This window comes from Herbaspirillum sp. Her3 (assembly GCF_057961275.1).
The window spans coordinates 563,851-584,560 of sequence record NZ_CM176328.1; the positions used below are offsets into that span (position 1 = coordinate 563,851).

At 60.8% G+C, this 20,710-nt stretch carries 20 protein-coding genes; 11 read left to right on the forward strand and 9 right to left on the reverse strand.

Annotation, left to right across the window (positions count from 1 at the left end; genetic code table 11):
* Positions 1-12 precede the first annotated feature (12 nt).
* The 6 genes from ACVC5H_RS02600 to nac all read right to left on the reverse strand — a co-directional run bounded on the left by ACVC5H_RS02600 (position 13) and on the right by nac (position 5,032).
* Positions 13-408 (reverse strand): acetyl-CoA carboxylase biotin carboxyl carrier protein, encoded by a 396-nt coding sequence (locus tag ACVC5H_RS02600; RefSeq protein WP_489620865.1) that lies wholly within the window; start codon positions 406-408, stop codon positions 13-15.
* 7 nt (positions 409-415) lie between these two features.
* Positions 416-1,417, reverse strand: coding sequence for a 5-oxoprolinase subunit C family protein (locus ACVC5H_RS02605; RefSeq protein ID WP_489620866.1), 1,002 nt, complete (start codon positions 1,415-1,417; stop codon positions 416-418).
* Positions 1,414-2,058 (reverse strand): 5-oxoprolinase subunit PxpB, encoded by a 645-nt coding sequence (gene pxpB, locus ACVC5H_RS02610; protein ID WP_489620867.1) that lies wholly within the window; start codon positions 2,056-2,058, stop codon positions 1,414-1,416. Before pxpB ends, ACVC5H_RS02605 begins: the two co-directional genes overlap by 4 nt.
* 65 nt (positions 2,059-2,123) lie before the next feature.
* Positions 2,124-3,476: an acetyl-CoA carboxylase biotin carboxylase subunit gene (gene accC, locus ACVC5H_RS02615; protein WP_489620868.1), complete on the reverse strand. Its 1,353-nt coding sequence runs from the start codon at positions 3,474-3,476 to the stop codon at positions 2,124-2,126.
* A 41-nt stretch (positions 3,477-3,517) separates the two neighbouring features.
* On the reverse strand, positions 3,518-3,958 hold the full coding sequence (gene accB / locus ACVC5H_RS02620; protein WP_489620869.1) for an acetyl-CoA carboxylase biotin carboxyl carrier protein: 441 nt from the start codon (positions 3,956-3,958) through the stop codon (positions 3,518-3,520).
* Positions 3,959-4,105: 147 nt separating this feature from the next.
* Positions 4,106-5,032, reverse strand: a complete 927-nt coding sequence (gene nac, locus ACVC5H_RS02625) for a nitrogen assimilation transcriptional regulator NAC (protein WP_489620870.1) — start codon at positions 5,030-5,032, stop codon at positions 4,106-4,108.
* A gap of 412 nt (positions 5,033-5,444) precedes the next feature.
* On the opposite strand from nac, the gene ACVC5H_RS02630 reads away from it, so the two are divergent.
* From ACVC5H_RS02630 to ACVC5H_RS02665, 8 genes are all read left to right on the forward strand, one after another.
* Positions 5,445-6,653, forward strand: a complete 1,209-nt coding sequence (locus ACVC5H_RS02630) for an aspartate transaminase (protein ID WP_489620871.1) — start codon at positions 5,445-5,447, stop codon at positions 6,651-6,653.
* A gap of 126 nt (positions 6,654-6,779) precedes the next feature.
* The gene (locus tag ACVC5H_RS02635; RefSeq protein ID WP_489620872.1) at positions 6,780-7,829 is read left to right on the forward strand and encodes a porin; all 1,050 of its coding nucleotides are present in this window, start codon (positions 6,780-6,782) and stop codon (positions 7,827-7,829) included.
* A gap of 84 nt (positions 7,830-7,913) precedes the next feature.
* The gene (locus tag ACVC5H_RS02640) at positions 7,914-9,029 is read left to right on the forward strand and encodes a Re/Si-specific NAD(P)(+) transhydrogenase subunit alpha (protein ID WP_489620873.1); all 1,116 of its coding nucleotides are present in this window, start codon (positions 7,914-7,916) and stop codon (positions 9,027-9,029) included.
* Positions 9,030-9,040: 11 nt separating this feature from the next.
* Positions 9,041-9,355, forward strand: a complete 315-nt coding sequence (locus ACVC5H_RS02645) for an NAD(P) transhydrogenase subunit alpha part 2 (RefSeq protein ID WP_006461707.1) — start codon at positions 9,041-9,043, stop codon at positions 9,353-9,355.
* The gene (locus ACVC5H_RS02650; RefSeq protein WP_489620874.1) at positions 9,352-10,794 is read left to right on the forward strand and encodes an NAD(P)(+) transhydrogenase (Re/Si-specific) subunit beta; all 1,443 of its coding nucleotides are present in this window, start codon (positions 9,352-9,354) and stop codon (positions 10,792-10,794) included. Before ACVC5H_RS02645 ends, ACVC5H_RS02650 begins: the two co-directional genes overlap by 4 nt.
* A 79-nt stretch (positions 10,795-10,873) precedes the next feature.
* The gene (locus ACVC5H_RS02655) at positions 10,874-12,397 is read left to right on the forward strand and encodes a methyl-accepting chemotaxis protein (protein ID WP_489620875.1); all 1,524 of its coding nucleotides are present in this window, start codon (positions 10,874-10,876) and stop codon (positions 12,395-12,397) included.
* 459 nt (positions 12,398-12,856) lie between these two features.
* Positions 12,857-13,726, forward strand: coding sequence for an SAM-dependent methyltransferase (locus ACVC5H_RS02660; RefSeq protein ID WP_489620876.1), 870 nt, complete (start codon positions 12,857-12,859; stop codon positions 13,724-13,726).
* 85 nt (positions 13,727-13,811) lie between these two features.
* Entirely contained in the window at positions 13,812-15,125 is a 1,314-nt protein-coding gene (locus ACVC5H_RS02665; protein WP_489620877.1) for a polysaccharide lyase family 1 protein, read from the forward strand.
* Positions 15,126-15,162: 37 nt separating this feature from the next.
* Here ACVC5H_RS02665 and ACVC5H_RS02670 read toward each other — a convergent pair whose 3' ends face one another.
* The 3 genes from ACVC5H_RS02670 to ACVC5H_RS02680 form a co-directional block, all read right to left on the reverse strand.
* Positions 15,163-15,642 carry a nuclear transport factor 2 family protein gene (locus ACVC5H_RS02670; protein WP_489620878.1) on the reverse strand — a complete coding sequence of 160 codons (480 nt, stop codon included), beginning with the start codon at positions 15,640-15,642 and terminating at the stop codon, positions 15,163-15,165.
* Positions 15,643-15,651: 9 nt separating this feature from the next.
* On the reverse strand, positions 15,652-16,251 hold the full coding sequence (locus ACVC5H_RS02675) for a TetR/AcrR family transcriptional regulator (protein ID WP_489620879.1): 600 nt from the start codon (positions 16,249-16,251) through the stop codon (positions 15,652-15,654).
* A 314-nt stretch (positions 16,252-16,565) separates the two neighbouring features.
* A complete protein-coding gene (locus ACVC5H_RS02680; protein ID WP_489620880.1) occupies positions 16,566-17,510 on the reverse strand; it encodes a LysR family transcriptional regulator in 945 nt (314 codons plus the stop codon).
* Positions 17,511-17,684: 174 nt separating this feature from the next.
* Between ACVC5H_RS02680 and ACVC5H_RS02685 the strand changes: the two genes are divergently transcribed.
* The 3 genes from ACVC5H_RS02685 (at position 17,685) to ACVC5H_RS02695 (ending at position 20,673) form a co-directional block, all read left to right on the forward strand.
* Positions 17,685-18,494, forward strand: coding sequence for an NmrA family NAD(P)-binding protein (locus tag ACVC5H_RS02685; protein WP_489620881.1), 810 nt, complete (start codon positions 17,685-17,687; stop codon positions 18,492-18,494).
* A 49-nt stretch (positions 18,495-18,543) separates the two neighbouring features.
* On the forward strand, positions 18,544-19,365 hold the full coding sequence (locus ACVC5H_RS02690) for an SDR family NAD(P)-dependent oxidoreductase (RefSeq protein ID WP_489620882.1): 822 nt from the start codon (positions 18,544-18,546) through the stop codon (positions 19,363-19,365).
* 156 nt (positions 19,366-19,521) lie between these two features.
* A complete protein-coding gene (locus ACVC5H_RS02695) occupies positions 19,522-20,673 on the forward strand; it encodes an alpha/beta hydrolase (RefSeq protein WP_489620883.1) in 1,152 nt (383 codons plus the stop codon).
* The last annotated feature ends 37 nt before the right edge of the window (positions 20,674-20,710 follow it).

Here is a 20,710-nt window from a genome sequence, read left to right on the forward strand (position 1 = left end):
TGCGGTCACCGTTCAGGCGCCAATTTCAAAGAGGGGAGTTCCGTAGCCCACCAGGCTCTGGTCTGTTGCCAGGCAGCGTACCGGTCCAGCGTGCTTGCACGTGACCGGCAGATACAAGTGATCAACCTGGATCAGTCCCAGGATGTCCCCCGGTTTCACCACACTGCCATCGCCGGCGAAGGGCTCGGCCCGCTGCGGATGTTGTGCAATGAAATGGCCGAAACCGGGCGCCGTGACCTGAGTTTTCGTCTCCGGCACCGGTGCTGCCGGCAGTGTTGACGGTGCCACACCGTCAAGGTGGGCCGGGCCCTCCAGGCGCACCCGCTCTCCCGGCCTGCGCAGCTCCAGCACCGCCAGCCTGCCTTGCTCAGTGAGCTTGACCAGTGTCTGTAGTTGTTCGATATCCATGGCTGCCTCAGCTGTTCCAGATCTTGCGTTGCATGTGCACCGCCTGTTGCAATTGCGCGAGATAGAGCGCCTTTTCTTCCAGCGCAGCACTGGCTTGCGCATGGTCTACCCGAATGAAACGCAGCGACTGTCCGATGCGCGCCTGTCCCAGTCGCCACAGGTCGGCTTCGATCACCGTCCCCACCTTGGGATAACCGCCCGAAGGCTGGGCATCGCGTAACTGGATGATGGGTTGCCCGCTGTGGGGTACCTGGATCACGCCCGGCACGATGCCGTGCGAGCGCATTTCCATGGGGCGGGCCGCCTGCAATCCTGGTCCCTCGAGACGGTAGCCATAACGATCGCTCTGCGGCGTGACCTGCCATGGTTGCTGCCAGAATGCTTCCAGCGATTGCGCCGTGTAGCCGTCATATTCGCCCGCCGGAAGGACCCGCACGACGATCTGCTCCTGCGCTCCCGGCAGCGCGAGCGGCAATCCCAATTGCGGCGGACGTACGCCGAAGCCGCTGGAGGAAATCGCCGACACCGGGGTGAATTCACCCGGGCGCTGTGCTGCCTTGAGAGCATCGCCCTTCTTCAGCGGGCGGCCCTCGAAGCCGCCGAAACTGCCGCGCATCTGTGTGCTGCGTGACCCCAGTACCGGATCGACATCAATGCCTCCGGCCACGCTCAGGTAAGCCCGCGCACCGCTGCGCGGCACACCCAGAGCCATTACCTGCCCCTGGCGTGCATGCCGGCACCACCAGGGCGGAACGGGCTGGCCATCCAGCGTGGCTTCGCAGTCGGCCCCGGTCAGGGAAAAATCGGTATCGGTGGTGAAGCGAACACGAAACGGCAGGATCGGGACTTCAATGCCGGCGGCATTGCTGTCATTGCCCAGCAAGATGTTGCCGATGGCCAGGGCGAGATCGTCCATGGCGCCCGAGGTGCCAACCCCATAACGCAATACACCGAACCGGCCCAGGTCTTGAACGGTGCTCAGCGCACCGGTAGCCAGGATCTCGATCATTTGATCACCTTTGCAATGTTGAAGCGGATCGTATCGCCCGGCGCCAGGATGGCTGGCGGCTCGCGGCGCGGATCGAAGAAGCGCATTTCAGTGTGGCCGATGGTGTTCCAGCCGCTTGGGCCTGCCGACGCCGACACCCCGGTCTGTTCGCCGCCAATGGAGACGGAGCCGCCGGGCAGGCGTACCACCGGTACCTTGCGCCGGGGCGTGGCGATGCGTGCATCCATGCCGCCCAGGTAGCAGTAGCCAGGATGGCTGCCCAAGGCATAGATGGTGTAGAGAGGCGCCGCATGCAACTGCACGATGTCGTCCACGGACAGGCCTGTATGGGCCACTACATCGCCCAGGTGCGGGCCGCCATCGCCTCCGTAGATCACGTCCAGCTCCACGTGCCGGCCCTCGATGTGCCATTCGACCGACTCTTCCCATGTTTGGCGCAAGGCGGCTTGCACGCTGGCGATGTCGGAGGGCGGGTGATGCAGCACCAGCATCAGGTTGGCCATGCCGGGGACGACTTCGGCCACCTCGGGCCAGGCTGCAAGGCGCCGGGCCAGATCCCAGATACGGCGTTGCCGGGGCAGGTCCATTGCGCCCGGTGCCTCGAACAGGATGGCCCTGGCGCCCAGCAGGCTGATCTGCATGGAATGATCAGCGGTGCCTGGCTGCGCTGCCAACGGGGGGACTTGTCTGAGCTTGGTCGATGGGTTCACGGTGCGTTCCGATGCTTGAGCCAGTGTTCGAGGTGATGAATGTTGACGCCACCTGCGGCAAAGCCGGGTTCACTCATCAGGTCGCCATGCAGGGCGAGGTTGGTGCTGACTCCGCCGACCCGCATCTCTGCCAGCGCGCCACGCATGCGGGCCAGTGCTTCGTCGCGGGTGGGAGCATGTACGATCAGCTTGGCGATCATGGAGTCATAGTAGGGGGGCACTGTATAGCCGACGCCGGCATGCGAATCGACGCGCACGCCATGGCCGCCGGGCAGCTCCCAGTCGCTGATGGTGCCGGGTGAGGGCGCGAAGGTATAGGGATCCTCTGCATTGATGCGGCATTCGATGGCGTGGCCCTCGCAACGGATATCCTGCTGCCGCAGGCGCAATACCTCCCCGCCGGCCACACGCAGTTGTGCCTGTACGATATCGATGCCGCTGGTCATTTCGGTGACCGGATGCTCCACCTGCAAGCGCGTATTCATTTCGATGAAGTAGAAGCGCCCATCCTCGAAGAGAAATTCGAAGGTGCCGGCGCCGCGATAGTCGATCTGCCGGCAGGCCTGCACGCAGCGCTGCCCCACTTGTTCCAGCAACTCGGCGGCAATGCCGGGTGCCGGTGCTTCTTCCATGACCTTCTGGTGGCGGCGCTGCATCGAGCAATCACGCGCACCCAGCCAGAGGGCATTACCGTGGTTGTCGCACAGCACCTGGATCTCGACATGCCGGGGATGCTGCAGGAACTTTTCCATGTACAGCTCGGGGTTGCCGAAGGCACGGCGCGCTTCTTCGCGGGTCAGCGCAACGGCATCGGCCAGCTCGCTTTCCTGCTGGACCACACGCATGCCTTTGCCACCACCACCACCAGCGGCCTTGACGATGACGGGATAGCCGATGTCGCTGGCCATCCGCTTCAATGCCTGCGCATCGGCCGGCAATGCGCCGTCGGAACCCGGCACGCACGGCACGCCCGCTGCCAGCATGGCCTGCTTGGCTGCGATCTTGTCTCCCATCACGCGAATGGACTTGGCCAGCGGGCCAACGAAAATAATGCCGGCGTCTTCCAGCAGTTGCGCAAATTCCGCATTCTCGGACAGGAATCCGTAGCCGGGATGAACCGCGTCCGCGCCGCACAGGCGCGCGGCCTGGACGATGGCGTGCTTGTTGAGATAACTGTGGGTGGGGTGGGCGCGCCCGATGCACAGCGCCTGATCGGCCAGGCGGACGTGGCGGGCGCCAGCATCGGCCTCGGAGTAGACCGCCACCGTCGCGATGCCCAGCTCACGGCAGGCTCGCTGAATACGCAGAGCGATTTCGCCTCGATTGGCGATGAGAACTTTCTTGAGCATGAATGTGTGGGATGAGTGAGCGATGTCGATACGCGCCAGGGTCAGGCGAGGCGGAACAGGGCCTGGCCGACCTTGACTTCGGTACCGGAGCTCACCAGTACTTCAGCAATCTGTCCGGATTGGTCGGATTCGACCGTGTTGAACATCTTCATGGCTTCGATCACGCAGACCACTTGTTCCAGCTGCACTTCATCGCCGATCTTCACGAAAGGCGGCTCGCCCGGAGCGGGCGTGAGATGGAAGATGCCTTGCATGGGCGCTGCGATCACTCTCGCGGAGCTGGTGCTGCTGGCTGCAGGCGGCGGAGAAACCAGAGGCGCCGCTGAGGGGGTGGTTGCTGCCGGAAGCGGCGCTACCTGATGCCCCCCCGGCCTTGCGTGTCGTTCCAGGCGCACGCTGTGCTCGCCTTCGGCGAGCTCGAGTGCACTCAGCCCGGAGCTGTTGAGCAGGTCGATCAATGCTTTTATCTTGGGGATATCCATCTCTTTCCTTGCCTGTGCGGCGCTATCGATATTCAGGAATTCAATATACGCGGACCGCTCGCTATGGGATAAGACGGATTGGCTTTGAAGGGATAAGGTCACCTTATGGATTGGCGCGCAAGAATGCCGCCGCCAATCCACAGTGGTTCATGGTTCCTGAGGGAGCGGCTGCCCGCTGTCGCGGGCCAGGTCATCCACCAGTTCAAGCAGGATTTCGCGCACCGCATGCGCCGGTTCGGACAAGGGCAGATGATCCGACTCGCACAGGGAAAGCGGAGCCAGGATGACCGGATCGATGATGCGCGAGAGCGTGGCATTGCCCGAGGATGCAATCACCCGTGCGGCCGATACCGGCAGGATGGTCGCACCGAGTCCAGCACCGATGGCCGACGACAAGGTGGCGGCCGATTCGATCTCGGCTACCACGCGCGGCACCATCTGTGCGCCCATGAAGGCTTCGTTGACGTACTTGCGCACATAGTTGTAGGGACGCGGCAGCAGCAGCTCCACATCGCGCAGTTCGCGCAAGCTGATGTCGCGCTCCGGGAAGTGCAGACAGGCAGGCGCTACCAGATAAAGATCTTCCTTGAGCAAAGGCTTGTAGGACAGGCCGGGAAAGGACTTCTCGCCATACAGGACCGCCATGTCCATGCGCCCGTTCATGATCAGTTCACTCAGGGTCGTGCCGAAGTTCTCGTTGATGTACAGCAGCACGCCAGGATGGCGCGCCCGCACCGTTTGCAGCAGCGGCAGGGACAGTGCCGAGGCGGCAGTACCCGGCGAGAGCCCGACCGACACCTGGCCAGACAGTGCTTGCCCCGATTTCTTGACGTCGTTCTGAGCCTGCTCCACCTGACGCAGGATGATCTGAGCGTGCCGGTACAGGGTACTGCCCGCTTCGGTAGGCGTCACGCCACGCTTGGTCCGTACCAGTAGCTGTTGCCGGCACTCGCCTTCCAGGGTGGCCAGTTGCTGGCTCAAGGCGGGTTGCGCGATGTGCAGGATTTCGGCCGCCTGGGTCAGGCTGCCGATATCGACAATTTTCACAAAATATTTAAGGCGCCGCAGGTTCACGATTCTCTTCCTCCCATGCTGCCAGCCGTGATGCAAGAATCACGCCACTGTCTCCTCATACGGCGCGCAGTTTGGTTTCTGCTTGTTGATATAGGTCTGGCTCCAATGATAACGCTATCACGGCAGAAGAATTTTATATGGCTGCTCGCGTTGCGGGATCAACACACTGTTACACGGAAATTATTTACCATTCCGGGCCCTGCGCCAGATTGCGCCGACAACGCTGCAAGCCGGTGTTTTAAAGGGTTTGCGAAGGAGCGCCAACGGCACCGCCGAGGCGTCGCAAGCCAGACCGAAGTGCGTTTGCGCGCCAGCCATAAGGCGACGTTATTTTGCCAGACGAAAGTCGTCTTATCGAAAAAAGGGGCAGCCGCTTACCGTTAGCGCTCTTGATCGTTTTTTGGAGAGCCGTGTGACTTCCCCCCGTATCGCTGACCGCGTCCGTCGCATCAAACAGTCCCCCAGCAGTGCCGCTGCAGAGCGTGCGGCCGAACTGCGCCGCCAGGGCAAGGACATCGTCAACCTGGTCGTGGGCGAGCCCGATTTCGACACGCCCGCGCACATTCGCCGCGCTGCCGCCGAGGCTATCGAGTCCGGCCAGACCCGCTACACGCCGACGGCGGGAACGCCCACATTGCGCGAAGCCATTTCAGCAAAGCTGGCGCGTGAGAACAAGCTGGCCTATTCTCCGCGCGAGATCATCACCACCTGCGGGGCCAAGCATGCCATCTTCAATGCCTTGGCCATCACGGTGCAAGCCGGGGATGAAGTACTGGTGCCGGCACCTTATTGGGTGTCCTACCCGGACATGGTACTGGCCTGTGACGGGACGCCGGTCGTCGTTCCCTGCGTGGAAGAAGACGGCTTCAAGCTCACGCCGGCGGTCCTGGATGCGGCCATCACGGCGCACACCAAGTGGCTCATCATCAATTCCCCCAGCAATCCCACCGGGGCCGCCTACACCCTGGAAGAACTGCAAGCCCTGGCCGAGGTACTGCGCCGTCATCCGCAGGTGCTGGTGATGACGGACGACATCTACGAGCATATCCGCTTCGACGGTCAAGCTACGCCGCACCTGCTCAATGCAGCCCCCGATCTGCGTGAGCGCACGCTGTTGATCAATGGCGTTTCCAAGACCTATGCCATGACCGGTTGGCGCATCGGCTATGCCGCCGGGCCGGCCGACCTGATCGGTGCGCTCGATATCCTGCAGTCACAATCGACCAGCAATCCCAGCTCCGTCAGCCAGGCGGCCGCCCTTGCTGCGCTGACCGGAGACCAGGGCTTCGTGGCCGAGTTTGCCGAAACCTACCGCCGCCGGCGCGATCGCGGGCTGGAGCTGATCAACGCCATTGTCGGCCTGAGCTGCCGCAAGCCTGATGGCGCCTTCTATCTGTTCATCAACTGCAGCGGCCTGCTTGGCCGCCAGACTCCCCAGGGCAAGGTGCTGGAGAACGACATCGACGTGGTCATGTATTTCCTCGAAAGCTCCGGTGTCGCGCTGGTGGCAGGGACTGCCTATGGTCTTTCGCCCTACATGCGCATGTCCATCGCCACCTCGGTAGAAACCATCGAAGAAGGTTGCCGCCGCATGGCGACGGCCGTCGCAGCGCTGCGCTGATCCCAAGAACAAGGGCCGTTATGACTGACATCCTGGCGGCCATTGCCGGGAGGCGGCGCCACGCCGGCTCCCGATAAGTCTGAGGTAGAGGGTGCAATTCAATTCAACCACTAAAGGGAGTCGTCAATGAAAAAAATAGCCATGTCGGCCGCAGCGCTGGGGATCATCAGCTGTGGTGCCCAGGCGCAGAGCAGTGTCACGATTTACGGTATCGTCGATTCGTCGATCCGCTACAGCACCAATGAGAACGCCGCAGGTGGCAGCAAGGTGCAACTGGCCGGCGGCCCGCTCTCCGGCAGCCGCATCGGTTTCAAGGGGACCGAGGATCTGGGCGGTGGACTGTCCGCGCTGTTCTCGCTGGAGACCGGTTTTGGTACCGACACCGGCGCATTGCAGCAGCAGCCAGCCTCTGGCACCCGGCTGTTCGGCCGTGAGTCGCTGGTCGGCCTGCAAGGCGGTTTCGGCAAGCTGACCCTGGGTCGCCAATATGCGCTGATCCATGACATGCTGGTGAGCTATGACGTCTATGCGCTCTCCAACGTCACCCAGACCATCGGCTTCCAGGGCGGCAACTACACCATGGGTGCGCGACTGGACAACAGCGTGCGCTATGCCGGCACCTTCAAGGGCGTGACCGCCTCGGTGGGCTACAGCGCCGGCGAAGTGGCGGGCGACATCCACAATGGGGAATCCAAGGCCGTCGGCCTGGCCTATGACGATGGTCCGCTGCACGTCGGCGGTGCGTGGCAGGTGTTGAACAATTCGACGACCTATTTCAGCTCGGCCATCAGTGCCAACAGCAAGCAGACTGCCTGGTCCCTGGGTGGTACCTACACCGTCGGACCGGTGAAATGGTATCTGGGCTACATCAACAACAAGCTCGACATTGCCGACTACCGTAACAGCTCCTACTCCGCCGGCTTCAAGTGGAACATCAGCGGACCGTGGAGCTTGTGGAATGCCGTCTACTTCGACCGCCTCAAGCACGCCGGTACCAGCGGCAATCGCCTGACCATCGCGCCGACCGCACTCTATGCCTTCAGCAAGCGTACCGATGTCTATGTCACCGTGGACTACACCAAGCTCACCGACGCCTGGAAGACGCTCGGCTCGACCTCCGGGACGCTGTTCGGCAACCGTTTGGGCGTGACAACCGGCATTCGCCACCAGTTCTGATGCAGCAACGGGGGCATCCTGAGGGATGTCCCCGCCGCATACCGCATGACCGCATACCAAGAACGATAACAGCAGGAGCAATTCATGATCATAGGCATCCCCGTCGAGACACGGGATGGAGAAACCCGTGTGGCCGTCACGCCGGAGACCGCCAAGAAACTCATCGCGGCCCGGCACGAAGTGATGGTCGAGTCCGGCGCCGGGGTCAAGTCCAGTATTCCCGACGAAGCCTACGTGGCCGTAGGGGCCAGTATCGGCAGTGCCGACGCCGTCTACACCGCCGAGATCCTGCTCAAGGTGCGCGCCCCCAACGCGGCCGAGCGCGCCCGCATCCAGCCCGGCACCGTGGTCATTGGCATGTTGAATCCCTTTGACGCTGACAACACCGCCGCCATGGCTGCCGCCGGCCTCACCGCCTTCGCCTTGGAAGCCGCGCCGCGCACCACGCGCGCGCAATCGCTGGACGTGCTCTCTTCGCAGGCCAACATCGCCGGCTACAAGGCCGTGCTGATGGCTGCGAACACTTATCAACGCTTCATGCCCATGCTGATGACCGCAGCCGGTACCGTGAAGGCCGCGCGCATGTTGATCATGGGCGCTGGCGTGGCCGGCTTGCAGGCCATTGCCACGGCCAAGCGGCTGGGTGCGGTGATCGAGGCCTCCGACGTGCGGCCTGCCGTGAAGGAGCAGATCGAGTCGCTGGGCGCCAAATTCCTGGACGTGCCCTTCCTCACCGAGGAAGAAAAAGAGATCGCCCAGGGCGTGGGCGGCTATGCCCGCCCCATGCCACCTGACTGGATGAAGCGCCAGGCCGAGCTGGTGCACGAACGCGCCAAGCAGGCCGACATCATCATCACCACCGCCCTGATTCCCGGCCGCAAGGCACCGGTGTTGATCAGCGAAGACACGGTCAAGGCCATGAAGCCCGGTTCAGTGATCCTGGACATGGCGGTCGACCAGGGCGGCAACTGTCCCTTGTCGGAACCCGGCAAGACCGTCATCAAGCATGGCGTGCACATCATCGGCGAAGGCAACCTCGCGGCCCTGGTAGCGGCCGATGCCTCGGCGCTGTATGCGCGCAACGTGCTGGACTTCCTCAAGTTGATCATCGATGCCGAAGGCAAGCTGGTCATCAACAAGGAAGACGATATCGTCACGGCCACGCTGCTCTGTTCAGGTGGCGAAGTGCTGCGCAAATAAGGAGACAAGCAATGGAAGTCAGCCACACCATCATCAACCTGATCATCTTCGTGCTGGCCATCTACGTCGGCTACCACGTGGTCTGGACCGTGACCCCTGCCTTGCACACGCCGCTGATGGCGGTGACCAATGCCATCTCGGCCATCATCATCATCGGCGCGATGCTGGCGGCGGGCCTCACCGAAGGCACGGTCGGCCGCATCGCCGGCACGCTGGCCGTGGCGCTGGCGGCGGTGAACGTGTTTGGCGGCTTCATGGTGACCCAGCGCATGCTGGAAATGTTCAAGAAGAAAGAGCCCAAGGCCAAGTCGGGAGAACAAGCATGAGCATGAACCTGGTGACCCTGCTGTACCTGATCGCATCGATCTGTTTCATCCAGGCCTTGAAGGGCCTCTCGCACCCGGCCACGGCCCGGCGCGGCAACAGCTTTGGCATCGCCGGCATGGTGATCGCGGTGCTGACCACGCTGGCGCTGATCGTCAAGCTCAAGGGCGAGGGAAGCAATCCTTCCGGCGACATCGGCTACCTGCTGGTGGCCGCTGGCGTGATCGTGGGTGGCGGCATCGGCGCCTATCTGGCGCGTAGCGTCGAGATGACCAAGATGCCCGAACTGGTGGCGGCGATGCACTCGCTCATTGGTCTGGCGGCGGTCTGTATCGCGGTGGCGGCGGTGGCCGAGCCGTGGGCACTGGGCATTTCGGCGCACGGGCAGCTGATCCCCGTGGGCAACCGGGTGGAACTGTTCATCGGCACCTTCGTGGGCGCCATCACCTTCTCCGGTTCGGTGATCGCCTTCGGCAAGCTCTCGGGCAAGTACAAGTTCCGCCTGTTCCAGGGCGCGCCGGTCAACTTCGCCGGCCAGCATTTCCTGAACCTGTTGCTGGCGGTGGCCATGATCGGCTTCGGCATCATCTTCGTGCTCACGCAAAACTGGCTGCCCTTCATCCTCATGGCCGCCATTGCCTTTGCACTGGGCGTGCTCATCATCATCCCCATCGGCGGTGCCGACATGCCCGTGGTGGTCTCGATGCTGAACAGCTATTCCGGCTGGGCGGCGGCGGGCATTGGTTTTTCGCTGAACAACTCCATGCTCATCATCGCCGGTTCGCTGGTCGGTTCTTCCGGCGCCATCCTCTCCTACATCATGTGCAAGGCGATGAACCGCTCCTTCTTCAACGTGATCCTGGGTGGTTTCGGTGGCGAGGCGGCGGCGGCCGGTGGCGGTGCGCAGCAGCAGCGCAGCGTCAAGTCGGGATCGGCCGATGATGCGGCGTTCCTGATGGGAAATGCAGAAACCGTCATCATCGTGCCGGGTTACGGCCTGGCCGTCGCACGTGCGCAGCACGCACTGAAGGAATTGACCGAAAAGCTGACCCACAACGGCGTGACCGTGAAGTACGCGATCCACCCGGTGGCCGGCCGCATGCCCGGCCACATGAACGTGTTGCTGGCCGAGGCCGAAGTGCCGTATGACCAGGTGTTCGAGATGGAAGACATCAACAGCGAATTCGCCCAGGCCGACGTGGTGCTGGTGCTGGGCGCCAACGACGTGGTCAACCCGGCGGCCAAGGATCCCAAGTCGCCCATCGCGGGCATGCCGATCCTGGAAGCCTACAAGGCCAAGACCGTGATCGTGAACAAGCGCTCCATGGCCGCCGGTTACGCTGGCCTGGACAATGAACTGTTCTACATGGACAAGACCATGATGGTCTTTGGCGATGCCAAGAAGGTCATCGAGGATATGGTCAAGGCCACTGAAGCGTGAGACAGGCCCTGGATGAAAGTACAACTGACGTTCTGATCAACCTGAAACGACGCCGATGAGATTGCTGCGTAGCCCCAACTTGGCCGTCAAACTGATGGTCTCATTCCTTGTGGTACTGGCCTTCACAGCCGTTCTCGGCGGTTTTGCGCTGATACAGATCGGCCAGGTACATGATGCGACAGGCGATCTGGTTGGACGCTGGACGCCAGCACAACGCATCTTGCTCGATCTGCGCAGCGAATTTGCGCGGTTTCGTATCGAGGAATTCCGCCACATGCTGGCCACGCGTAATGCGGAGGCGCGGGCTGCCGAGACCGCGATGCAGCAGATTACACGCCGACGTGAATCGCTCGAGCAGCAATTTCAGGCCTTGCCTCTCAAGGATGACGAGCAGCAGGTATGGCGCGCTTATGGCGAGTCCATCAAGCGCTACCTGGTCTTGCATGAAAAGCTCCTGAGCCTGTCGGATCAAGGACGCACCGAAGAAGCCAAGGCCCTGGCCCAGGAGGACGGAGCAGCACTGGACCGGTCGGTCGAGAAATCCTTGTCCACTCTCCTGGCTGCCGTCGAACAAGGCAGCCGCGAGAGCGGACTTGAGGCCGATGCAACCTTCGGGCAGGCCCGTGTAGGAGTGGCTGCCTTGCTTGCGGTGGCGTTGGTTTGCGGACTGGGCTTGTCCTTGTTGATCGCGCGTCGCGTGAGCGGGCCGCTCAAAGAAGCCGTGGAGATCGCCAGCGCTGTGGCGCGCGGGAATCTGGGCAGCAAGATCAACGTGACTTCACACGACGAGACGGGAAAGATGATGGCGGCGCTGTCGACCATGAATCGCAGCCTGTCGCAGATGATCCGCGAGGTAACGGTGCACGGCAGACAGATCGCAGAGGGTATTGACCAGCTATGCGTCGGCAACGCCGCGCTGTCGGCGAGGACCGAGGAGCAAGCGGCATCGCTCGAACAGACCACGGCTTCGATGCAGGATATGGCGCACACCGTGCGGACCAATTCTGCAGCGGCACAAGAAGCGCGGACAGCCGCCGATCGTGCCAGCGAATTGGCGCAGCGGGGAGGGGAGATGGTACAGAAGATGGTATCGGCCATCGCTGCCATCAACACTTCATCGGGCAAGATCCATGACATCATCGGTGTGATCGACAGCATCGCCTTCCAGACCAATATCCTCGCCCTGAACGCAGCGGTGGAGGCAGCACGCGCAGGAGAACAAGGGCGTGGATTTGCGGTCGTGGCATCGGAGGTGCGTTCACTTGCCCAACGATCGGGCGCCGCCGCCCGCGAGATCAAGCGGCTCATCGAGGGTTCGGCAGGCCAGATTGCGGCCGGTGCCGATCTGGCCCACACCACGGGTCGCGCCATGGAAGAGATGGTGGCGGCTGCCAACCGAGTCAACGATCTGATGAACGAGATTGCGCAAGCCGGCAACAACCAGACGGCGGGGATCGAACAGATTGCACAGGCCATCGTACAGCTGGATGGCATTACCCAGCGCAACGCCAGTCTAGTTGATCAGGCGAGCACCTCGACCAGCTTGCTCAAGCGAGAGATCGATGGACTGTCTACGGCCATGCAGCGATTCACGTTGGGATGAAGCTGGCTGGCGTAGCCCTGCGCTTCACAGCGAGCGACAGCCGCTCTGGCGAGAAGCCCAGCGATGCTGGCGATGGCGGGAGAGCGCCCATAATCAGACCAGAGCGTAAGCGCCATCAACACCGTCATTCTGCTGATTGGCCTTGGTGAATGCATTTCAGATACTGATGTTACAAAGCCGTCATCGCCATTTAATTCATTGCTGTTACCTTGCCCACCGTATCCGGTAGTCCGTTGACCCCCGTGGCCAGGTCGTAGAATGCGGTCTGCGGACGCTCCAACCAGTCCTGCGCATCACCATCGTTCTGGCCGATGCCGCCCCACAGCCGTGGAGATCTGTCTGGCTCAGCGTGGGCTGTTCCCATCCGGGGCGGACGATTTTTCTATTCTTGATGAGGGCCCAATGACTGCTACGCCACCTTCCTCCCTGATTTCCCACCAATGTGAATCATCACCTGACATGGACGCATTGCTGCAAGCGTCTCGGGCAAGGCTCGTTGCGGAAGGCGACCTGCCACAGGCGAGTGTGGCCCGCCAGATCGAATTGCTGGAGCAGCTTTCGCAATTCGAACTGGGCCGTTTTCTGCTTCTCAATCGTGGCCTGGATGCGTATTGGACGCATCAGCTTGTGACCTATGTACCCGGTGCCGGCAAGCAGTACGATATGTCTGAACTTGAACGCTGGATCTACGAGGCGTCGCCAGCGGCACTGGCTACGCGCGAGCGATTCGGCATTTTCAGAGAGCATCTGCAGCAGCTGCTCAGGCCAGACATGTGCTTGGGGTCCGTGCCGTGCGGCTGGATGGGAGAGTTGCTGCTATTGGATTATTCGCAGGCACCCGATGTTTCCCTGGTCGGGGTCGATCTCGACCAGCTAGCGCTCGAGGGTGCATTGGCGCTGGCAACGCAGCGCGGACTCGCCGACCGCCTCGCCTTGCGGCAGCAGGATGCCTGGAAGTCCGGATCGGAGGGGGAATTTGATGTCCTTGCCAGCAATGGCCTCAACATCTATGAGCCTGACGATGAGCGCGTGACTGCACTGTATGGCGCCTTCTTCCGCGCCCTGAAGTCCGGCGGTGTGTTGGTCAGCAGTTTTCTTACCCCGCCGCCCTCACTGTCGAGTGAGTCTCCCTGGAACATGGCGGCAATGGATCCGCAGGCATTGGCTTTGCAATACGTATTGTTTGCCCGTGTCATCAGGGCAAACTGGAATGCGTTGCGCACGCATGCCCAAACTGCGGCGCAGCTGGAGCGTGCCGGATTTACCGGCATCCGCTTTGTGGACGATCGCAGAGGCCTCTTTCCAACGGTGATCGCAACAAAGCCCTGATTGTGGTGGAATTGGAATCGTGTCCTCTTTATTGAAACTAAGCTTTGTCCTGGCTCTGGCAAGCGCGACCTGAAAAATAGTAAATATGGATTTTAATTTTGATGGCGAGAGATTCGCCATTAACGTATTTTTCCTGCTTGCTTTTACGTATGCCGTCGCATGGACCGGCAGTTCCGTAGCCGGCAATCCGCTCTGCCAGGTCAGTGCAACAACTCAAGGTGTTGACACCAGCATCATTTCTGGCGGGATCAGTGCCTTGAACACAGCCAATGATGTCACCATCGATGCAAGCAGCAGCACTGCCCTGGCCGATTTAAGCAGTGCGTTGGCAGGCGATAGCGCACGCATCATTCGCATCAACGGGGTGATTGATTTCACCGGGAGTGCAGGAGTGACCCGGGGAAATGCCAATGGCTGCGTCTATTCCGAGAATAGCTGCAGCATCCATGGCAGACAGGAACGTATCCTTCAGAACGCGATGAACTATTGCGCCGGCAGGCAGTTGATCAATGTCGACTACGATACGGCCGCTGCGACACCTTTGAAGGTCGGCTCCAACAAGACCCTCATCGGGATAGGCGCGAGTTCCGGCATCAAGGGCAAGGGAATCGCCATATGGAACCAGCGCAACGTGGTGGTGCGCAATCTGCACTTCAGCGACATCAACGAGGGCGTCATCTGGGCAGGAGATGCGATCCAGATCAACAACGCTTCCAACATCTGGATCGACCATAACTATTTCGCCCGTGTGGGCCGGCAATTCATCGCTGCGGGAACGGGCTCCGTTACCAATCTGAAGGTGAGCAACAACAAATTCGACGGCACCAGTGACTATGGACATTACTGCGACGGACGCCATTACTGGAACCTGCTGATCGACACCAGTACGGTCAGCGCCACCATCGCGAATAACTGGTTCTACAACACCTCGGGCCGTGCGCCCCAAGTGGAGACGCCGACCAACAGCGGCTACGGCGGTCTGGTCCACGTCGTCAACAACTACTACTCTGGCAACTCGCACATCGGCATAGCCTCTTCACCCAATGTGCTGTTGGTGGTAGAGGGTAACTACTTTTTGCACGATGAGAATTTCTTCCCGATCTACCATAGCAGCAGCAATAAAAGCACCCGGGATCTGATCTTTGCGCCCCTGTCCGGCAACGCCGGTAGTTTGTCCAGCGCCTGCTTGTCGGTATTGGGGCGCGATTGCGAAGGCAACTACGATGGCGGCAATCAAAGTGCGGATAAGGTCAGCGCCGACCGCAGCGTATTCAGTACGTACATCAGTAGCGCGATCAGCACGGTGACTGGCTTGAGCACCACGACGCCAGCTGCTGCCGGCGACGTGCCTGCCTCGGTTCAACGCGATGCCGGGCCACTGAGCTGCGTGGGCAGTTAGCTCTGCCTGACCACGCAACCTGCCGCGCAAGACGTGATCAGAGTCCCAGATCAGAAAGGCCCGGATGATCGTCGGGACGGCGTCCCAGCGGCCAGCGGAACAGACGCTCGCTTTCCTGGATGGGGCGGTCATTGATGCAGGCGTAGCGGTTGACCATCAGCCCGTCTTCATTGAATTCCCAGTTCTCGTTGCCGTAGGAGCGGAACCAGTTGCCGGAGTCGTCGCGCCATTCATAGGCATAGCGCACGCCGATGCGGTTTCCGGTAAAGGCCCACAATTCCTTGATGAGACGGTACTCCAGTTCCTTGGCCCACTTGCGTTCAAGGAAGGCACGCGCTTCGTCGCGGCCATTGGCGAACTCGGCGCGGTTGCGCCAGCGGGTGTCCAGGCTGTAGGCCAGAGACACCTTGGCCGCGTCGCGGGTGTTCCATCCATCTTCAGCGAGGCGTACCTTCTCGATGGCAGACTCGCGGGTGAACGGGGGAAGGGGAGGACGAACTTCGGTAGTGGATGACATGATATGACCTCAACGGTTAGGAGAATGTGACCCTGCTTGTTGCTGCAGGCTCGATAAAAGCAGGGCGGCCGCCCTGCCAGCGCTATCGGCGGCACTCGCATCACCGGTGACCATTGCAACTGCTGTTGCGCCGTCGATCAGAATCAGAAAATAATTTGCGATCTCATCAGGATCGGGCAAGCCGGACGCACTGGTCAGCTCGCGCAGATAGGAAAGCAGGCGCTGCTTGTGCAGCACCGAGACCGCGCCGATGTCGGGATGGGTCTTTCCCAGCTCACCGGCGGCGTTGATGAACGCGCAACCATGGAAGTCTTCGCTCTCGAACCACTGGCGCAGCGCCGGGAATATGGCTGCCAGCCGCTTGAGCGGCTGGCTTGTCTGCGACGTCGCATCAATGAACCACGACATCCAGCGCTGGTCCCTGGCCAGCAGAGCGGCAGCCACCAACTCTTCCTTGGTTGGGTACAACTTGTAGATACTGCGTCGCGCCACGCCGGATGCCTTGACGATGGCGTCCATGCCGGTGGCGTGAATGCCGCCCGAATAAATGAGCTTTTCCGTGGCCGCCAGCAGGCGGGAAACGAGAGACGCGTCGTCGAAAGTGTCCATGATGATTTTGGGTGGAGAATGATCGTTCTCAGCATAGTAGAACGATCATTCTCCGTGGTCAACTACTTTTTCTGGACATGTCTTCTCCGTTGTTGCGCCATTGATGTATGGCTGTTGTCTGGATTGTCTCTGCGCAGGTCGGGGGCGAGCATGGATCGCATCGTGGGGTATATCCAACGATCTGACTGAGCAGGCAATCGTCTGCGCCAGCGCACATCCAGGAGCGCACGCGGCTCTTCAAGAAGGTCTCCCCTCAGGGGAGGCGGGTGAGAAACGGCGCGACCGATGGCGTCCGCGTCATCGATCCGATATTCCTAACTCCATCCTGCCATTTGCTCCGAAGATGGATCCTGCAATAGCCGCTCGACGAACTGCACAAATGCCTGGACTTTGGCTGCTCGCTGCCGACGGGAAGGGTAGATTGCATATAAGGGAAATACTTCACCAGGCCAGTCGGGAAACAGATCGACCAACTCGCCGCAGTCAAACAGGTGCTGGGCCCCGATAGGCAGTATCTGGCAGATGCCGGTGCCAGCCCTGCAGGCATTGAGCATCGTCACAGCATCGGAGGTCATCATCCGTGCATTCACCTTGACTGGCAGCGATTCCTTTTTGCGCTTGAAAACCCAGGCATAGGGGCGGCAACTCACGGGATCCCAGAAATCGATCGTGTCGTGCCGGGAGAGCTCCGAGGGATGTGCAGGCCGACCTCTGCGCTGCAAATAGTCAGGTGTTGCCGTGGTGATCACGCGCATCTCGGTAAGCTTGCGCACGACCAGCGAGCCTTCTGGCGGCGGACCAAAGCGCAGTGCCATGTCAAAGCCGTCGGCGACCAGATCACCGATCGCGTCGCGCATGATCAGTTCGATTCGCAATTCCGGATACAACGCCAAGAATTCTCCGATCCGGTGCGCAAGCACCGTTTGGGAAAAGACGGGCGCCACATTGACCCGCAGGCGCCCGCGTACGGTATGTGCCGCTCCTGCTACCTCCAGCGCCGCCTGTTGAATCCCTTCCAGGTGCGGTACTACCTGCTCATAAAACCGGAGCCCTTCATCGGTCAGGCGCAGGGATCGTGTCGTGCGATGGAGAAGCCGGACACCCACCCGGCTTTCCAGGCGAGCAATGGCACGGCCCACACCGGATGGGGTCAAGCCGAGTCCCTCCGATGCGCGCGTCATCGTGCCTGCCTCAACTACGGCCATGAGGACGCTTACGCCAGAAAGAAGGCGGCTGTCAAAAGTGGTGGTATCAGTCATGGCAATTACGGACTAAAAGTCCATATTCTAGGGACACTAAGGCCCTTTAATCAATGGAAGTCCAGTGCGAACATCCATCACATCAAAACTCGGCAAAACGCCTTATCGGAGAGTGATATGTACGCAATTATGGGAATTTCAGGCCGCGTCGGTGGTGCGGTCGCGTAAAACATCTTGAATGCCGGGCAACAGGTCCGTGCCATCGTTCGGGATAGCGCAAAAGGAACGCGCTGGCAGCAAATCGGCTGCGAGGTAAAGGTGGCCAACATTGACGACGCCCAATCGCTCGCCGCTGCATTCGAAGCAGTCCAAGGCGCCTTCGTGATGCTGCCGCCAGCGTTCGATCAGGCACCGGGCTTGACGGAGGGACACGCACGTGCGAACTCCATCCGCAAAGCCATTCTGCAATCGCGCCCTTCCAAAGTGGTTGTGCTATCCACGTATGGAGCCCAGGTGCAGCGGCCAAATCTGTTTAATGAACTGGGCTATCTCGAGCGGGTACTGGCCAATCTGGAACTGCCCGTTACTATCCTCCGGGCAGCCTGGTACATGGAGAACCACGAATGGGACCTGCCCACGGCGCGAGCGAACGGTGTGATCCATTCCCATCTTCAGCCGCTCGATCAAGCCATTCCCATGGTATCCACCAAGGACGTCGGACGCGTGGCAGCCCAACTGCTCATGCAAGAGTGGAACGGGTCGCGCATCGTCGAGCTTGAAGGCCCCGAGCCGATTTCCCCCAACCGTCTGGCTGAAGCCTTTGCGCGTGGTTTGTGCAAAGAGGTACGCGCTCAAGCCGTACCACGCGAGACCTGGGGCAGCGGCTTCCGCCGCATCGGCATCAATCACCCCGAGGCGTGGATTGAGTCGCTGGACGGCACCAACGAAGGTTGGCTTGCGTTTGAAGGCGCCCCCGACACGCGCCGTCGCGGTCAAACAACGATTGACGAGGCCATTGCGTCGATCCTGCAGTCCGGGCAGTAAGTGTTGCCGGCGTTCGCCTGCTCAATTCTTTTCAATGGAGACGCAATTCATGACACAAGCATCCAAGGTCTGGTTCATCACTGGTACTTCCAAAGGTTTTGGCCGGGTATGGGCCGAAGCGGCCCTCGCGCGAGGTGACCGCGTAGTCGCGACCGCGCGCGATATACGCGCACTGGCCACGCTGGTGGAGCAATTCGGCGAGCGGGTATTGCCCCTGCAACTGGACGTTCGTGATCGCAACGCCGTCTTTCACGCTGTGGCTGCCGCATACGCGCACTTCGGGCAATTGGACGTTGTGGTCAACAACGCTGGCTACGGATTATTCGGGATGGTGGAAGAAGTCTCGGAGCAACAAGCTCGCGATCAGTTCGAGACGAACTTTTTCGGGGCATTGTGGGTGACTCAGGCTGCACTGCCTCTTCTACGTGCACAGGGTAGCGGGCACATCGTGCAAATCTCGACCATCGGCGGCGTCACTGCCTTCCCCTTGTTCGGCATCTACAACGCCTCGAAATGGGCGCTCGAAGGCATGAGCCAGGCACTGGCCGCGGAAGTGCGCGATCTCGGTATCAAGGTCACGCTCATCGAGCCCACCGCGTTTGCCACCGACTGGGCAAGCGGCTCAGCGATTCAAGCGGCACCCAATTCCGCGTACGACGGTGTGCGTCAGAAAGTGCTTGGCATGTGGCGCGCCCAGACGCCGGGCAAGCCCGAGGCTTCGGCGGCAGCCCTGCTGGAACTGGTCGATGCCGAAAATCCGCCGCTACGCGCATTCTTCGGCGACCTCCTGACGATGATGCAGGCGGAGTATGCACAACGTCTGGATGAATGGCAGCAGTGGCAGACCCAGGCGCGTGCCGCGCTGGGTTGAAGCAATCGCGTGGCCGATCCCCACCCTTTTTCTTGCACAGATGACCTGCGCCTTGGAGGCGCGTGACCCAACAACTACTCGTAACCAGGGCATCGTGCCAGGATGGCCGCAAAAGTCCCGCAGAAACTCAACAGACACCATTGATCGGAGAGCCTTATGTCTACCACATCGCTTTCAGTTTGTACCTCTAACCCGGGCCATGGCGTCAGGCTGGTCCCCCTTGTCGTCCGCCGCCGTTGCATCGTTGTTGCTCTTCGCAGTGTGGCCGTCGGTCTGGCCAGTGTCTTGCTGCTGGTTCAATCCGTCTGTGCGCAAGCAGAACCTGCTGGACCACAGAGCAAGGTGGTGCAATTGAGCCCGGGCTGGGACAAAACTTTTCCCCGGAGCAAACGGGTCGAACATCACAAGGTCAGTTTCAAGAACCGATATGGCATTACGCTGGCGGCCGACATATACCTGCCCAAAGACCATGGCACGCCCCGCCTTGCCGCACTGGTTGTGGATGGTCCTTTCGGCTCCGTGAAAGAACAGGTCTCAGGCTTCTACGCGCAGGCGATGGCTGAGCGCGGCTATGTCACTATCGCATTTGATCGATCCTATACCGGTGAAAGCGGTGGCGAACCCCGCAACCTTGCCTCGCCGGAGATCAATACGGAGGATGTCAGCGCCGCTGTCGATTACCTTGGCCTGCTACCGAACGTGGATCGTCAACGCATCGGCGTGATCGGCATATGCGGAGGCGGCGGGTTTGCGCTCAATGCGGCGGCGGTGGATACACGTATCAAAGTGGTGGTGGCCGCCAGCATGTACGACATCTCGCGCCTGATGGCCAAGGGCTACTACGACAAACTCAGTCCTCAATCTCGCAACCAGATGCTCACGCAGATCAACCTGCAGCGCTGGGTGGATGCGGGGCAAGGGCAGCCTTCCGCCGGCCCCAGCTTTCTGCCGGACAAGCTCGATGATGTGACCGATCCTGTCGTGCGCATGTACTTCGACTACTACCGCACTCCGCGCGGCTTTCACAAGCGCTCGCTGAACTCTGGCGGAGCATTCACCGGTACCATGCCGCTGTCGTTCATGAACATGCCCATGCTGACCTACATCAGCGCCATCTCACCGCGTCCGATCCTGCTGATCGCCGGCGAAAAAGCACACTCGCGTTATTTCAGTGAAGATGCTTACAAGGCAGCTGCAGAGCCCAAGGAGCTTCTGATCGTCAAGGATGCCATTCATACCGATCTTTATGACCGTTCTGAAAAAATTCCTTTCGAGGCAATCACCGCGTTTCTTGGCAGGACTCTCTAAGGGATGGCGCCCGGGGCGCCATCCCTTTCGAAACATA

Excerpts from the sequence above, each read along its gene's own strand:
- ACVC5H_RS02600 (WP_489620865.1), bottom strand. The coding sequence starts at position 408 with ATGGATATCGAACAACTACAGACACTGGTCAAGCTCACTGAGCAAGGC.
- ACVC5H_RS02605 (WP_489620866.1), bottom strand. The coding sequence starts at position 1,417 with ATGATCGAGATCCTGGCTACCGGTGCGCTGAGCACCGTTCAAGACCTG.
- pxpB (WP_489620867.1), bottom strand. The coding sequence starts at position 2,058 with ATGCAGATCAGCCTGCTGGGCGCCAGGGCCATCCTGTTCGAGGCACCG.
- accC (WP_489620868.1), bottom strand. The coding sequence starts at position 3,476 with ATGCTCAAGAAAGTTCTCATCGCCAATCGAGGCGAAATCGCTCTGCGT.
- accB (WP_489620869.1), bottom strand. The coding sequence starts at position 3,958 with ATGGATATCCCCAAGATAAAAGCATTGATCGACCTGCTCAACAGCTCC.
- ACVC5H_RS02635 (WP_489620872.1), top strand. The coding sequence starts at position 6,780 with ATGAAAAAAATAGCCATGTCGGCCGCAGCGCTGGGGATCATCAGCTGT.
- ACVC5H_RS02640 (WP_489620873.1), top strand. The coding sequence starts at position 7,914 with ATGATCATAGGCATCCCCGTCGAGACACGGGATGGAGAAACCCGTGTG.
- ACVC5H_RS02645 (WP_006461707.1), top strand. The coding sequence starts at position 9,041 with ATGGAAGTCAGCCACACCATCATCAACCTGATCATCTTCGTGCTGGCC.
- ACVC5H_RS02650 (WP_489620874.1), top strand. The coding sequence starts at position 9,352 with ATGAGCATGAACCTGGTGACCCTGCTGTACCTGATCGCATCGATCTGT.
- ACVC5H_RS02660 (WP_489620876.1), top strand. The coding sequence starts at position 12,857 with ATGGACGCATTGCTGCAAGCGTCTCGGGCAAGGCTCGTTGCGGAAGGC.
- ACVC5H_RS02665 (WP_489620877.1), top strand. The coding sequence starts at position 13,812 with ATGGATTTTAATTTTGATGGCGAGAGATTCGCCATTAACGTATTTTTC.
- ACVC5H_RS02670 (WP_489620878.1), bottom strand. The coding sequence starts at position 15,642 with ATGTCATCCACTACCGAAGTTCGTCCTCCCCTTCCCCCGTTCACCCGC.
- ACVC5H_RS02675 (WP_489620879.1), bottom strand. The coding sequence starts at position 16,251 with ATGGACACTTTCGACGACGCGTCTCTCGTTTCCCGCCTGCTGGCGGCC.
- ACVC5H_RS02680 (WP_489620880.1), bottom strand. The coding sequence starts at position 17,510 with ATGACTGATACCACCACTTTTGACAGCCGCCTTCTTTCTGGCGTAAGC.
- ACVC5H_RS02690 (WP_489620882.1), top strand. The coding sequence starts at position 18,544 with ATGACACAAGCATCCAAGGTCTGGTTCATCACTGGTACTTCCAAAGGT.
- ACVC5H_RS02695 (WP_489620883.1), top strand. The coding sequence starts at position 19,522 with ATGTCTACCACATCGCTTTCAGTTTGTACCTCTAACCCGGGCCATGGC.